This is a genomic window from Vibrio amylolyticus, from assembly GCF_023145695.1.
GTDB lineage: Bacteria > Pseudomonadota > Gammaproteobacteria > Enterobacterales > Vibrionaceae > Vibrio > Vibrio amylolyticus.
Genome location: NZ_JAJHVV010000013.1, coordinates 122,071 through 135,737 on the forward strand (window position 1 = coordinate 122,071; position 13,667 = coordinate 135,737).

General features: G+C 43.3%; 13 protein-coding genes. 9 read left to right on the plus strand and 4 right to left on the minus strand.

What is annotated here, in order from left to right:
• Positions 1-4 precede the first annotated feature (4 nt).
• The 5 genes from accC (at position 5) to KP803_RS18705 (ending at position 5,760) form a co-directional block, all read left to right on the plus strand.
• Entirely contained in the window at positions 5-1,348 is a 1,344-nt protein-coding gene (gene accC / locus KP803_RS18685; RefSeq protein ID WP_248010365.1) for an acetyl-CoA carboxylase biotin carboxylase subunit, read from the plus strand.
• Positions 1,349-1,492: 144 nt separating this feature from the next.
• Positions 1,493-2,380 (plus strand): 50S ribosomal protein L11 methyltransferase, encoded by an 888-nt coding sequence (gene prmA / locus KP803_RS18690; RefSeq protein ID WP_248010366.1) that lies wholly within the window; start codon positions 1,493-1,495, stop codon positions 2,378-2,380.
• Positions 2,381-2,520: 140 nt separating this feature from the next.
• Positions 2,521-3,489 carry a tRNA dihydrouridine synthase DusB gene (gene dusB / locus KP803_RS18695; protein ID WP_248010367.1) on the plus strand — a complete coding sequence of 323 codons (969 nt, stop codon included), beginning with the start codon at positions 2,521-2,523 and terminating at the stop codon, positions 3,487-3,489.
• A gap of 24 nt (positions 3,490-3,513) precedes the next feature.
• Complete coding sequence (gene fis / locus KP803_RS18700) at positions 3,514-3,810, plus strand: DNA-binding transcriptional regulator Fis (protein ID WP_017035697.1); 297 nt, start codon at positions 3,514-3,516, stop codon at positions 3,808-3,810.
• A 309-nt stretch (positions 3,811-4,119) separates the two neighbouring features.
• Positions 4,120-5,760: a methyl-accepting chemotaxis protein gene (locus tag KP803_RS18705; RefSeq protein WP_248010368.1), complete on the plus strand. Its 1,641-nt coding sequence runs from the start codon at positions 4,120-4,122 to the stop codon at positions 5,758-5,760.
• On the opposite strand, the gene zntR is transcribed toward KP803_RS18705, so the two are convergent.
• Positions 5,757-6,191 (minus strand): Zn(2+)-responsive transcriptional regulator, encoded by a 435-nt coding sequence (gene zntR / locus KP803_RS18710; RefSeq protein WP_248010369.1) that lies wholly within the window; start codon positions 6,189-6,191, stop codon positions 5,757-5,759. The genes KP803_RS18705 and zntR overlap by 4 nt on opposite strands.
• Positions 6,192-6,521: 330 nt before the next feature.
• Between zntR and purH the strand changes: the two genes are divergently transcribed.
• Positions 6,522-8,129 carry a bifunctional phosphoribosylaminoimidazolecarboxamide formyltransferase/IMP cyclohydrolase gene (gene purH, locus KP803_RS18715; RefSeq protein WP_248010370.1) on the plus strand — a complete coding sequence of 536 codons (1,608 nt, stop codon included), beginning with the start codon at positions 6,522-6,524 and terminating at the stop codon, positions 8,127-8,129.
• Positions 8,130-8,217: 88 nt separating this feature from the next.
• On the plus strand, positions 8,218-9,510 hold the full coding sequence (gene purD / locus KP803_RS18720) for a phosphoribosylamine--glycine ligase (protein ID WP_248010371.1): 1,293 nt from the start codon (positions 8,218-8,220) through the stop codon (positions 9,508-9,510).
• Between the two features lie 97 nt (positions 9,511-9,607).
• On the opposite strand, the gene KP803_RS18725 is transcribed toward purD, so the two are convergent.
• Positions 9,608-10,306, minus strand: a complete 699-nt coding sequence (locus KP803_RS18725) for a DUF1481 domain-containing protein (protein WP_248010372.1) — start codon at positions 10,304-10,306, stop codon at positions 9,608-9,610.
• Positions 10,307-10,353: 47 nt separating this feature from the next.
• A complete protein-coding gene (gene hupA / locus KP803_RS18730) occupies positions 10,354-10,626 on the minus strand; it encodes a nucleoid-associated protein HU-alpha (protein ID WP_102404203.1) in 273 nt (90 codons plus the stop codon).
• 324 nt (positions 10,627-10,950) lie between these two features.
• Between hupA and KP803_RS18735 the strand changes: the two genes are divergently transcribed.
• Positions 10,951-12,006 carry a CNNM domain-containing protein gene (locus KP803_RS18735; RefSeq protein WP_248010373.1) on the plus strand — a complete coding sequence of 352 codons (1,056 nt, stop codon included), beginning with the start codon at positions 10,951-10,953 and terminating at the stop codon, positions 12,004-12,006.
• A gap of 38 nt (positions 12,007-12,044) precedes the next feature.
• Here KP803_RS18735 and KP803_RS18740 read toward each other — a convergent pair whose 3' ends face one another.
• Complete coding sequence (locus tag KP803_RS18740; protein WP_248010374.1) at positions 12,045-12,632, minus strand: YjaG family protein; 588 nt, start codon at positions 12,630-12,632, stop codon at positions 12,045-12,047.
• Positions 12,633-12,705: 73 nt separating this feature from the next.
• Here KP803_RS18740 and KP803_RS18745 point away from each other — a divergent pair, with 73 nt between their 5' ends.
• On the plus strand, positions 12,706-13,632 hold the full coding sequence (locus tag KP803_RS18745) for a D-2-hydroxyacid dehydrogenase (protein ID WP_248010375.1): 927 nt from the start codon (positions 12,706-12,708) through the stop codon (positions 13,630-13,632).
• The last annotated feature ends 35 nt before the right edge of the window (positions 13,633-13,667 follow it).

Below are 13,667 nucleotides of genomic sequence, written 5' to 3' on the forward strand. Positions count from 1 at the left end.
TCTCATGTTAGATAAATTAGTCATCGCGAACCGAGGTGAAATTGCACTTCGTATTCTTCGCGCATGTAAAGAGCTAGGTATCAAAACAGTTGCTGTTCACTCAACAGCTGACCGCGATCTAAAGCACGTACTACTCGCCGATGAAACCGTTTGTATCGGTCCTGCTCGTGGTATCGATAGCTACCTAAACATTCCTCGCATCATTTCAGCAGCAGAAGTAACTGGCGCAGTGGCTATCCACCCAGGTTACGGCTTCCTGTCTGAAAATGCTGACTTTGCAGAGCAAGTAGAGCGCAGTGGTTTTATCTTTGTTGGTCCTAAAGCGGAAACTATCCGCATCATGGGTGACAAAGTGTCTGCTATCACTTCAATGAAGAAAGCAGGCGTTCCTTGTGTACCAGGCTCTGATGGTCCACTTGATGACGATGATGCAAAGAATAAAGCACACGCTAAACGTATTGGATTTCCAGTAATCATCAAAGCCTCTGGTGGTGGTGGTGGTCGTGGTATGCGTGTTGTTCGTAGCGAAGCTGACCTTGTTGAAGCGATTGCTATGACTCGTGCAGAAGCAAAAGCGTGTTTTAACAACGACGTGGTTTACATGGAGAAATTCCTAGAAAACCCTCGTCACGTTGAAGTTCAGATTATTGCTGATGGTCAAGGTGGCGCAATTCACCTTGGTGAGCGTGACTGTTCTATGCAGCGTCGTCACCAAAAAGTTGTAGAGGAAGCTCCAGCACCTGGTATCACTGAAGAGATGCGTAAGTACATCGGTGAACGCTGTACTCGTGCGTGTATTGAAATTGGTTACCGTGGCGCGGGTACGTTTGAATTCCTATATGAAAATGGCGAATTCTACTTCATCGAAATGAACACTCGTATCCAAGTAGAACACCCAGTGACTGAAATGGTAACGGGCGTAGACCTTATTAAAGAGCAGCTTCGAGTTGCTGCGGGTCAACCTCTGTCGTTTACTCAAGATGATATTAAACTTCGTGGCCACGCCATTGAGTGTCGTATCAATGCTGAAGATCCTGAGCGCTTCCTACCTTCTCCAGGTAAGATCACTCGCTTCCATGCTCCTGGTGGCATGGGCGTGCGTTGGGAATCGCATATTTACACAGGTTACACAGTACCGCCTCATTACGATTCAATGATCGGTAAACTGATCACATTTGGTGAGAACCGCGATGTTGCTATTGCTCGCATGAAAAATGCACTGAGCGAAATGATCATCGAAGGCATCAAGGTAAACGTAACACTGCAAGAATCCATCATGAACGACGAAAACTTCCAACACGGTGGTGCAAATATCCACTACCTTGAGAAGAAGCTTGGTCTTCAGTAAGATTCACTTTCGCTAGGGTTAACCCTCTAGACGTAGCCAAAATGCTCACTTCGGTGGGCATTTTTGTTTATGGCTATAAAATCGGCAGATATCTGCTAAACTCTGCGCCATTCCTATCTTCAAACATTGTAAGAGTACAAACTCATGCCTTGGATTCAAATCAAACTCAACGCAACCAAAGACAACGCCGAAACAATTAGTGACATGCTAATGGAAGAGACCGGCGCACTTTCTGTCACCTTTTTGGATGCACGTGACACACCGATCTTTGAGCCGCTTCCTGGTGAGACTCGTCTTTGGGGTGATATCGATGTTCTTGCGCTTTACGATGCAGAAGCCGACACCACATTTATTATCGACCAAATTAAGCTCAGCAACTTGTTAGAAGCAGACTTTGCCTACAAAGTGGAGCAGCTTGAAGACAAAGATTGGGAACGTGAGTGGATGGATAACTTCCACCCTATGCAGTTTGGCGAACGTCTTTGGATTTGCCCAAGCTGGCGTGATGTTCCAGATCCTGATGCCATTAACGTTATGCTTGATCCAGGTCTGGCTTTCGGTACAGGTACTCACCCTACTACCGCTTTATGTCTTGAGTGGCTTGAGAGCATAGACCTATCGGATAAAACCGTTATCGACTTCGGTTGTGGCTCTGGCATCTTAGCCATCGCAGCCATCAAGCTTGGTGCCAAGAAAGTCATTGGTATCGACATCGATCCTCAAGCACTGGTTGCTTCAAAAGACAATGCAGAACGAAATGGCGTTGCAGACCAACTTGAACTCTTTATGCCTCAAGATCAGCCTGAAGGCCTTATCGCTGATGTTGTGGTTGCAAATATCCTTGCTGCACCACTACGAGAGCTTTCACCAATCATTAAAGGTCTTGTGAAACCTTCTGGCGCCTTGGCCATGTCTGGCGTGTTAGACACCCAAGCAGAAGACGTTGCAAGCTACTACCGCGATGAATTTACTATCGACCCGATTAAAGAGATCAGTGAGTGGTGTCGCGTATCGGGTCACAAACAGGCGTAAAGAAGACTTTTTTCGCTTAATTGGCTGAATTTAATGCGATTTACCTAAACAAATTGTAAATGCTCAAATATTAGTCTTTTCACGCAGCGAAAAAATGCGTAAAATGCGCGCCCTTGCTGCTGTATAACTGTGAAGACGTTTTGAAAATAGGAAATCATCAACTTAAGAACAATCTAATCGTCGCTCCTATGGCTGGAGTTACTGATAGACCGTTTCGAGAGTTATGCCTTCGCTATGGTGCGGGAATGGCGGTCAGTGAAATGATGTCATCAAACCCAAAACTATGGAAAACGTCCAAATCAATGCAACGCATGGTACATGAAGGCGAATCGGGCATTCGCTCTGTACAAATTGCAGGTGCTGATCCACAGCTTATGGCAGAAGCTGCACAATTTAGTGTTGAAAACGGTGCGCAAATCATCGATATCAACATGGGTTGTCCAGCTAAAAAAGTGAATAAAAAACTAGCCGGGTCTGCGTTACTACAACACCCTGAACTCATTAAAGAGATTCTAAGTGCCGTAGTTAATGCAGTAGATGTCCCTGTAACATTAAAAACCCGTACTGGTTGGGACACAGAGAATCGCAACTGTGTCCAAATAGCAAAAATAGCCGAAGACTGCGGCATTCAAGCATTAGCACTCCATGGGAGAACTCGCGCTTGTATGTACAAAGGTGAGGCCGAATATGAACACATTAAAGCGGCAAAACAAGCTATCTCAATTCCGGTTATCGCTAACGGTGATATCGATAGTCCAGAAAAAGCTAAGTTTGTACTGGAGTACACCGGTGCTGACGCTTTAATGATTGGTCGCCCTGCCCAAGGTCGTCCATGGATTTTTCAGGAAATCCAACACTATTTGGAAAACGGCACCACTATGCCTGACCTTCCCCTTGAGGAAGTGAAAGACATACTGCTTAGCCATGTTGATGCTCTTCATGATTTTTATGGTGAGTACTTAGGCCCTCGTATTGCTCGTAAGCATGTCGGGTGGTACCTGAAAGAACATGAACAAGCGAGTGAGTTTCGCCGTACCTTCAATGCTATCGATGCAGCCCCGCTGCAACTTGAAGCACTAGAAGGTTATTTTGATAACGTTGCATCATAATTAATGAGAAGAGCTAGACCGAATATGTTCGAACAAAATATAACTTCAGAAGCTTTAACAGTTACTACCGTTACTTCACAAGATCAGATCGCGCAAAAACCACTGCGTGACTCCGTTAAAGCATCTCTAAAAAACTATCTTGCTCAATTAAATGGCCAAGAAGTCACTGAACTATATGAGTTAGTTCTAGCTGAAGTTGAACAGCCATTACTAGATACCATCATGCAGTACACGCGTGGTAACCAAACTCGTGCAGCAACGATGATGGGCATCAACCGCGGAACTCTTCGTAAAAAACTTAAAAAATACGGCATGAACTAGAATTCATACGTTATTTTATTAAATGCCAAGGGGTTAGATGGAAACATCTAACCCCTTTCTAATTCAGCCAACAACACACTCTAAACACTGCTGTTATCAACACCTCATCATACCAGTTAGCTATCAACGCTAATGCATTGAAACAGAACACTAAGCAACCTTACCTAAATATTATACCTAAACCATCTTTGACTATTTTATCAATACAACTACCAAACCACCCTAACCTCCACTACATTTACTGGTAGAAAAATAACAATATAAGTCAGCGGCTAGCCAAAGAATTAATGTACCTTTATGGGGTGTACTATGAATATTTTTGGTTTGAGAACCCTGACGATTCAAAAACGTCTAATCTTACTCACCACTCTTGTGACAATCGCGCTGCTGATTCCGTTAGGCTACGTCCTTAATCAATATCAAAACGATTTAATGGAAGCAAAAAAGCTTAAAACTCGCCACCTTGTCGAGTCAACACATAGCCTTGTCAGTCATTTCCACCAACAGCAGCTTTCCGGCGCACTTTCCAAAGATGATGCACAAGAACAAGCAAAACGTGCAGTAGAAAAGCTGAGATACGAAAGTAAAGACTACTTTTGGATTAACGATATGCAGCCAGCCGTTATCATGCATCCCATTAAACCGGCATTAAATGGAAAAGATGTATCGGGCGTTAAAGATCCGACTGGTAAACTTTTGTTTGTTGAATTTGTTAAAGTCGCACGCGCTCAAGGCGGTGGTTTCGTCAATTATATGTGGCCTAAGCCAGGGTCAGATACTGATGTTGAAAAAGTCTCATACATTAAACTCTTTCAGCCATGGGGTTGGATCATAGGGACTGGCGTTTATATTGATGATATTGATGCCGTGGTATGGGAACGAGTTCAGCATGTCGTCTATGCGCTTTTCTTTTCGCTATCTTTGATGGTCGTACTCGCCCTTTGGATTGGTCGAAGCATCTCTGCTCCTTGTCAAGAAACCCTCGACGCTCTCAATGATATTGCGAGTGGAGACGGTGATTTAACGAAACAGCTATCAGAGCAAGGTAACGACGAGCTATCCCATATTGCTATTGCATTTAATCAGTTCACGGAAAAAATCCGTAACATTGTTCTTAATATGACGCCAGTAAGCGAAAATATTACTAATGCTGCGGTTAATCTAAACAACGTTGCACAAGACAGCTCCTCAAAAGCAAATCAACAACACCAAGCCGTGGATACTGTTGCTTCGGCAATGAACGAGTTGCATGCAAGTAATCAAGAGGTCGCGAATGCCGCTCAACACGCCGCAAATGCCGCGAAAGAAGCGAGTGACAAAGGCTCTCAAGGCGCAAGCGTCATTGATCAGGCTAGTACTCAAATCGATTCACTCTCTGCCATATTGAGTCAAACTGAAACCAATACTCATAAGTTGGCTCAAGACTCTGAGCATGTAGGAACAGTGTTGGATGTCATACGAGGAATCGCTGAGCAAACTAACTTGTTGGCACTGAATGCTGCCATTGAGGCCGCTCGTGCTGGTGAACAAGGGAGAGGCTTTGCCGTCGTCGCTGATGAAGTCAGAACCCTAGCGACACGTACTCAAGCCAGTACCGATGAGATCGAGCAAATTGTTTCTAACCTGCAAGGTAGAGCGAAAGAAGTCTCGGAATCAATGGCTCAAACGCAAGTACAATCCTCTCAAACTCAAGAGCAAGCAGTACTCGCCAAAGATGCACTCAGTGCCATAGAGGAACAGGTGAATATTATCTTAGGATTAAATGAACAGATAGCAGAGGCGAGTTCGCAGCAAACCCTTGCCACCGATGAGATCAGTCAAAACCTAACCAGCATTGCAGATCACAGTGTTCAAACCACCTCACAAGCTGAGCAAGTAGCGCAAGCAAGTAACAATATGATGGAGAGTGGCCAGCAACTACAAGTAAACCTTAGTCTATTTAAGGTTTAGTCTTCTGATGAACATGATCGTTTAACGATATCGTATTCTATGGAAGCCAAAATAGAACAGTGGGTCGCTTTATCATCAGCGTGACCACAGCAAGCGTCATTAATCTTTTTTAACGCGGAGCGAATACGAGTGAGCTCATTGATTTTATCGTCAATGAGCTCTAATTTTGCGGATGTAATAGATTTAACTTCTGCACAGCTGTGCTCTGTTGGTTCAAGTTTAATTTCAAGTAGCTCTTTAATCTCATCTAAGCTCAGGCCTAATTCTTTCGCTTTTATTATAAAGCTGACTTGGCGCTGGTTCGCTTCGTTATATAAGCGATAGCCGGAGTCACTTCGCCCAGCTGGCTCTATTAATTTATTTTTTTCATAGAAACGTAACGTATCCGTACTTACCTGACATTTTTTAGCCAATTCACCAATTTGAAACATACCCTTTCCTATTCACTGCATTGTTACGTTTTTGGTTCATTTTCGTCGATTTTACAATTATTTTTGCGATGCCAAACGATTGCGCGAGCTTTTATGTAATAAATTAGTTAGAATGTGCGCCATCAAAACGGGTCTCTATCGCGACTTTCAATCGCACAAAGGTCTTTACCAAAACTGAGCAACCTCTAGTCTAAAGCATGAGTATTTAACCTCATCCATTACTACATTGCCAATTCGGCTTTGTTTACAATGACATTGACTGGGACATTGTTTATTTTTAGCAAATATCTTTACTATTTTTAACTCCGTGAATTTGAGGAAGATGGAAGCATGACTAACGCTCGCCCTATTCGCCGCGCTCTTATCAGCGTATCAGACAAAACTGGTATTGTTGAGTTTGCACAAGCTCTAGCTGACCGTGGTGTCGATATCCTATCGACTGGTGGTACTGCTCGCCTTTTGGCTGAGAAAGGTATCTCTGTAACAGAGGTTTCAGACTACACTGGTTTCCCAGAAATGATGGACGGTCGTGTAAAAACACTTCACCCGAAAGTTCACGGTGGCGTTCTTGGCCGTCGCGGTCAAGATGATGCAATCATGGAAACTCATGGCATCAACCCAATCGACATGGTTGTTGTTAACCTTTACCCATTTGCTGAAACGGTAGCAAAAGAAGGTTGTACGCTTGCTGACGCTGTTGAAAACATCGATATCGGTGGTCCAACTATGGTTCGCTCTGCGGCGAAAAACCACAAAGACGTGACTATCGTTGTAAACGCACATGACTACGACCGCGTTGTAGCTGAAATGGACGCAAACGAAAAATCTCTAACTTTAGAGACTCGCTTCGACCTAGCTATTGCAGCATTCGAGCACACAGCATCTTACGACGGCATGATCGCTAACTACTTCGGCACTATGGTTCCATCTTACGGTGAGAACAAAGAAGGTGATGAACCTTCTCCTGAAAACAAGAGCAAATTTCCTCGCACGTTCAACCAACAGTTCGAGAAGAAACAAGACATGCGCTACGGTGAGAACAGCCACCAAGCAGCGGCTTTCTACGTAGAAGCAAACCCAGAAGAAGCATCTGTATCAACAGCAACGCAAATTCAAGGCAAAGCACTGTCGTACAATAACATCGCTGACACTGACGCCGCTCTTGAGTGTGTGAAAGAGTTCGACGAGCCAGCGTGTGTCATCGTTAAACACGCTAACCCATGTGGTGTAGCACTAGGTGGCAACATCCTAGAAGCTTATGATCGCGCATTCAAAACAGACCCTACGTCTGCATTTGGTGGCATCATCGCATTTAACCGTGAATTAGACGCAGCAACGGCAACAGCAATCACTGAACGTCAGTTCGTAGAAGTGATCATTGCCCCTTCTGTTTCTGCTGAAGCAGTAGAAATCGTAGCAGCTAAGAAAAACCTTCGGCTACTTGAGTGTGGCGAATGGACAACGAGAACGACTGGCTTTGACGTGAAACGCGTTAACGGCGGCCTACTTGTTCAAGACCGCGACCAAGGCATGGTTTCTAAAGATGACCTTAAAGTAGTTTCTAAGCGTCAGCCATCTGCAGAAGAGCTAAAAGATGCCCTGTTCTGTTGGAAAGTAGCAAAATACGTTAAATCTAACGCTATTGTTTACTCAAAAGGCGACATGACTATCGGTGTAGGCGCAGGTCAAATGAGCCGCGTTTACTCAGCTAAAATTGCAGGTATCAAAGCGGCAGACGAAGGTCTTGTTGTGGAAGGCTGTGCAATGGCATCAGACGCATTCTTCCCATTCCGTGATGGCATTGATGCAGCGGCAAAAGCTGGCATTAAGTGTGTTATCCAACCAGGTGGCTCTATGCGCGATGACGAAGTTATCGCTGCAGCAGACGAGCACGGTATGGCAATGATCTTCACTGGCATGCGTCACTTCCGTCACTAAAAATTAGAGTTAACTTCTAAACAGTAAACGAATATCAAGCCTCTCATTATGAGGGGCTTTTGAGAATTTAGAACTTAAGGAATAAAACATGAACGTATTAATCATTGGGGCTGGCGGTCGTGAACACGCACTTGGTTGGAAAGCAGCGCAAAACCCAGATGTTGAAACAGTATTTGTCGCGCCTGGTAATGCAGGTACAGCACTAGAGCCAAAGCTTGAAAATGTAAACATCGGCGTAGAAGACGTTCCTGCGCTAGTAGCATTTGCTAAAGAAAAAGCAATTGAACTAACGATTGTTGGCCCAGAGGCACCTCTTGTGATTGGTGTTGTTGATGCATTCCGTGAAGCTAGTCTACCAATCTTTGGTCCTACTCAAGCGGCAGCACAGCTTGAAGGCTCTAAAGCATTCACAAAAGATTTCTTAGCACGTCATGACATCCCAACAGGTTACTACGCTAACTTTACTGAGATCGAACCTGCTTTAGCGTACGTTCGTGAGCAAGGCGCTCCAATCGTAGTGAAAGCTGATGGCTTAGCAGCTGGTAAAGGCGTTATTGTTGCTATGACTCTAGAAGAAGCAGAAGACGCGATTAAAGACATGCTTGCTGGCAATGCGTTTGGTGAAGCAGGTAGCCGCGTCGTTATCGAAGAGTTCCTTGAAGGTGAAGAAGCAAGCTTCATCGTTATGGTAGATGGTTCTAGTGTTCTTCCAATGGCAACTAGCCAAGATCACAAACGTGTAGGCGATAAAGATACAGGCCCTAACACAGGTGGTATGGGTGCATATTCTCCTGCACCGGTTGTAACACCAGAGATCCATAACCGTATTCTTGAAGAAGTCATCTACCCTACAGTACGTGGTATGGATGCTGAAGGTGCACCTTACACTGGCTTCCTATATGCCGGTCTAATGATCGATGCTGACGGTACTCCGAAGGTAATTGAATACAACTGTCGCTTTGGCGATCCAGAAACGCAACCTATCATGATGCGTATGGAATCGGATCTAGTCGAGCTGTGTCTTGCTGCAGTAAACGAAAAGCTTGATGAAGCAGAGTCTCACTGGGATCCACGCGCTTCAATTGGTGTTGTGCTAGCCGCTGGCGGTTACCCTGCTGATTACGCAAAAGGCGACGTTATTTCTCTGCCTACTGAAAACGTTGAAGGTCAGAAGATCTTCCACGCAGGTACTGCTAATAATGGCGCTGGCGACGTTGTGACAAACGGTGGTCGTGTACTATGTGCAACTGCCCTTGGAAATACTGTTTCTGAAGCTCAGGAGCGAGCGTACGAGCTAACCAAGCAAGTAAGCTGGAATGGTATGTTTCACCGTAATGACATCGGCTACCGTGCTATTGCGCGTGAAAATGAAGCTAAATAATTATCTAATTACAGGCTAAGCAAAAGCTTGGTTTTTAATTACAACAAAGGCGCTATTATTAGCGCCTTTGTTTTATGCTTCATTTGGTTTAAATCAATTAATTGGATTCAATGAGTCTTGGACGTTCTACGCAATCATGGCTGTCACTATTAAGCATCAGTAAATCCTCAATAATCACTTTGTTAGAGCGTATTTTACCAAGCACCGCTACGTAACTATCAAATTCGGCTAAACGATTGACCACAAAGCCTGGTAATGTCTGGTTAAACTCAATACCTTCATATGATTGCCCACCACAAGACTCAAAGCGAGAACCATCCCAATAACCTTGAATCAGTTCAATCCCATCTCGACTGAACTCTTTGGTCACCTCGGCAACAGATTTCGCTTCTTGTTGGTAGCGTAATAGCTGTTCTTCATTAATAGGCAGAACTTTATCATCAATACGGTACTGCTGATAAACCGCTTCTCCCTTTACATTAAACCGAACATGTACTCTATAAGGTACGAGACCTACATCCTGGCGAATTTGCTCACCCTCACGAATCAGCTCTCGAACCTCTCCTTCATTCCAACGGTAGTCAGTTTTATACCAGCCGTAATCACCCGAAAAAACATAATCGCCAGCTGTATAGGATTGACTGAGCCTTTCGGTGTACCAGTAGAATGATGTCGCATCACCCATTGATTTGCCACCGCTATGGTGAGAAAACTGGTCTAAATTAGGCGTTGAAACGGATGAGCTACACCCGACAAGAGAAGAGATAATTAGTGAAGATAGCAGAAGTTTTTTCATAGATAGAAAATTACGCCGAGATAAAGATTACCTCGGCGTATTATAAATTATTTAACTGAATCTTTCAGTGCTTTACCAGCAACAAATGCAGGAACATTTGCAGCAGCAATTTGAATCTCAGCACCAGTTTTTGGGTTACGGCCTGTGCGAGCGGCACGGTGATTCACTTTGAACGTACCAAAACCGATTAGTTGAACCTGATCGCCCTCTTTAAGTGCGTCTGTTACGCTACCAAGAGTTGCTTCTAGAGCAGCTTTAGCTTGTGCTTTTGATAGATCTGCTTTTTCAGCGATAAAGTCGATTAATTGGGTCTTGTTCATTAGGTTTCCCTTCTTATAGGTTATCGAATTCAACTCACTCTAATGCATAAAGCCCCCGTCTGGCAAAGGTTTGTCGATGTTCTTTGGCTTTCCTGACGTACTTTTAACCGCATTATGAGCATTAACTCACAATTTGAACGGCGTTGGTTACTTTTTATCTACCGAGACTGTTCAATAGTTGACCTCAATTGATACTCAAAATCATTACTTTATGGCTTATATACCCCAAAATATTTATTAGCAAACCAATATTAAAAGATAGTATGTGAACTATTCCTGTGGTTAAAATGTCCAAGTATTGCATTATTCATCTATAGGAAAACCATGCTTTTACTTTTCACTTACGTCACTGTTGCTATCGGTGTTTCATTTATTTGTTCGGTTCTAGAAGCTGTACTTTTAAGTATTACACCTAGCTATATCGCCCAATTAAAGCAAACTGGGCATCCATCAGCTTCAGCACTAAGTAAATTAAAACATAATATCGACAGACCATTAGCGTCAATTTTAACCCTAAACACCATTGCTCACACCATCGGTGCCGCCACTGCTGGCGCACAAGCTGCGGCTGTATTTGGTAGTCAATGGTTAGGTCTTTTTTCTGCTGTGTTAACCCTAGGGATATTAGTTCTTTCTGAAATTGTCCCTAAAACAATAGGCGCGACTTATTGGCGACAGCTATCTCCATTGTCTGCCGTTATTTTGAATTGGATGGTATGGGCATTAACACCATTCGTATGGTTCTCAGAACAGATCACAAAAAGGCTATCAAGTGGCTATCAAGAACCTAAAGTTAGAGAAGAGTTAACCGCAATGGCGTCCCTAGCTAAAGAGAGTGGTGAGTTTGCTGAAGGGGAGTCAAAAATACTTCATAACCTACTGAACATTACAAACATACCAGTCACACAAATAATGACTCCAAGGCCGGTTGTTTTTCGCGAAAGCGCCTCACTATCAATTAATCAGTTTTTGAAGAAGCACCCTGACACTCCTTTTTCGCGGCCATTGGTCTACAGCGAATCCAAAGACAATATTATTGGATTTGTGCATCGATTAGATTTGTATAAACAGCAGCAAGATGGAAACGGTAATAGGCAGCTTGGCTCAATAATGAGGCCTATCCACGTCATCCTAAACACGCGTTCTCTGACAGCAGCGTTCGATCAAATGATGTCATTGAGAGTTCAGTTAGCAATGATTGTCGACGAATACGGTACTATTCAAGGTATTGTTACTTTAGAAGATATCTTCGAGCACCTAATAGGTGAAGAAATTGTTGATGAAGCTGACCGCTCTGTAGATATGCAGCAGTTAGCTTTTGAACGCTGGGAAGCTTGGAAAAAGCAGCATGGTGTAATAGATGGTAAAAAAGACGACTAAATAACAGTGGGAGGTTAGCCTCCCACTATTAATAAAACTTAAAGTGCGATACCAATGTTGCTTGTTGCTTCATCCTTAAGCTCTTGGCGAAGATCCTTAATCAAGTCGATATCTCGCTCTTGGGTTTCTCTTAACGGCCTAAATATGGCCCATTGAACATCCCATTCAGCACACACTGCTTCATTCTCTTTTTGGTTCTCATTAGTAATTTCAACTTGTGTTTGAGCTTCCTCAAGTTGAGCAACGGTAACAACAGAAACCTGACTCAGCTTCTGCATATTATCATACAGATCTTCTCTATCTAATAAGCCGTGCAGCAAATTCGATAGCCCTATACAAGCATCAATGGCTGGGTATACACCATAGAAGTCGAAGTCTTCAGAGCTAGGAATGATTTCTTCAAGCTTTTCAAGTTGACGTTCGAAATTGATCTTCGCATTTTTAACCGTTAGCAATTCCCAGACACTGTCTAAAATATCGCGGTAGATTCGGCTTTCTGCAAATTCTGTATTTTGACAAAATATGGCATAGTTAGGGTACATACGCTCGCACAGGCAAGCCATAAAAGTAATTTGTTGCCAAGGTTCGAACTTTTCAAGACGAACTTGTATCGGGTTCTGTAGCATGGTCACTCATTATTGCAGAAGAAAAATACAGCGAAAGTGTACTTGATTACTCTCAGGGAAAAAAGTAAAGCCGATGAACAATTTAACGAATAAACTATATATCGATACAGAGCAAGACGCGCTATACCAAGAACTAATCGAACAGCTTAACCTACAAGATTTAACTATAACTGACGATCCAGAGAGTGCCAATATTCTTCTCGCATCCCCTCCTAGAATTTCAACTAAGCTAGAACAGTATAGTTGTGTTGAATGGGTCCAATCTATCTACGCTGGTGTTGATGCTCTTTCAACTTTGGATAAGACGCCTAAGTTTACCCTTACTAATGTTAAAGGTATTTTTGGACAACAGATAGCGGAGTATGTGTTGGGTTACGCAATCTCGCACTTTCGACACTTTGATCAATATAAAGAACAACAAGTAAATGGCTTATGGCATCAAATACCTTATCAAACCATTGATACCAAATCGATGCTTATTCTTGGCACCGGTTCAATTGGGAATCATGTCGCCCAAATGGCAAAAGCATTGGGGATGACGGTATATGGTGTAAATAGAAGTGGCATCCCACCTAAGGATTCAAACTTTGATGAGACATATCATATACAAGAATTAAGACAAACCCTTTCTCAGGTTGACATCGTAGTATCTACATTACCCAATACAAAAGAAACAAATGGATTATTGAATAGAGAGACCTTAGAGCAATGTAATGGTGTTTTAGTTTTTAATGTAGGTAGAGGTCCAACTATTAATGAAGAGGGGCTACTAGCGGCTGTTGATGGGGGTTCGGTGACTCATGCTTATCTTGATGTCTTCAATCACGAACCTTTAGATAGACAACATGCCTTCTGGAATCATCCCTCAATCACTGTGACGCCTCACATTGCCGCTATAAGCGTCCCCGAGCAGGTTGTAGAGATATTTCAACAGAACTATAGGAACTGGCACAGCGGATTTAAGCTTGAGAATGTTGTCGACTTATCAAAAGGGTATTAGTAAATACTCACCTTCAATTTTTAATTGGATAAATG

What these genes read in the sequence shown, in the direction of transcription:
- accC (WP_248010365.1), top strand. Translation starts at nt 5, where the DNA reads ATGTTAGATAAATTAGTCATCGCGAACCGAGGTGAAATTGCACTTCGT.
- prmA (WP_248010366.1), top strand. Translation starts at nt 1,493, where the DNA reads ATGCCTTGGATTCAAATCAAACTCAACGCAACCAAAGACAACGCCGAA.
- fis (WP_017035697.1), top strand. Translation starts at nt 3,514, where the DNA reads ATGTTCGAACAAAATATAACTTCAGAAGCTTTAACAGTTACTACCGTT.
- KP803_RS18705 (WP_248010368.1), top strand. Translation starts at nt 4,120, where the DNA reads ATGAATATTTTTGGTTTGAGAACCCTGACGATTCAAAAACGTCTAATC.
- zntR (WP_248010369.1), bottom strand. Translation starts at nt 6,191, where the DNA reads ATGTTTCAAATTGGTGAATTGGCTAAAAAATGTCAGGTAAGTACGGAT.
- purH (WP_248010370.1), top strand. Translation starts at nt 6,522, where the DNA reads ATGACTAACGCTCGCCCTATTCGCCGCGCTCTTATCAGCGTATCAGAC.
- purD (WP_248010371.1), top strand. Translation starts at nt 8,218, where the DNA reads ATGAACGTATTAATCATTGGGGCTGGCGGTCGTGAACACGCACTTGGT.
- KP803_RS18725 (WP_248010372.1), bottom strand. Translation starts at nt 10,306, where the DNA reads ATGAAAAAACTTCTGCTATCTTCACTAATTATCTCTTCTCTTGTCGGG.
- hupA (WP_102404203.1), bottom strand. Translation starts at nt 10,626, where the DNA reads ATGAACAAGACCCAATTAATCGACTTTATCGCTGAAAAAGCAGATCTA.
- KP803_RS18735 (WP_248010373.1), top strand. Translation starts at nt 10,951, where the DNA reads ATGCTTTTACTTTTCACTTACGTCACTGTTGCTATCGGTGTTTCATTT.
- KP803_RS18740 (WP_248010374.1), bottom strand. Translation starts at nt 12,632, where the DNA reads ATGCTACAGAACCCGATACAAGTTCGTCTTGAAAAGTTCGAACCTTGG.
- KP803_RS18745 (WP_248010375.1), top strand. Translation starts at nt 12,706, where the DNA reads ATGAACAATTTAACGAATAAACTATATATCGATACAGAGCAAGACGCG.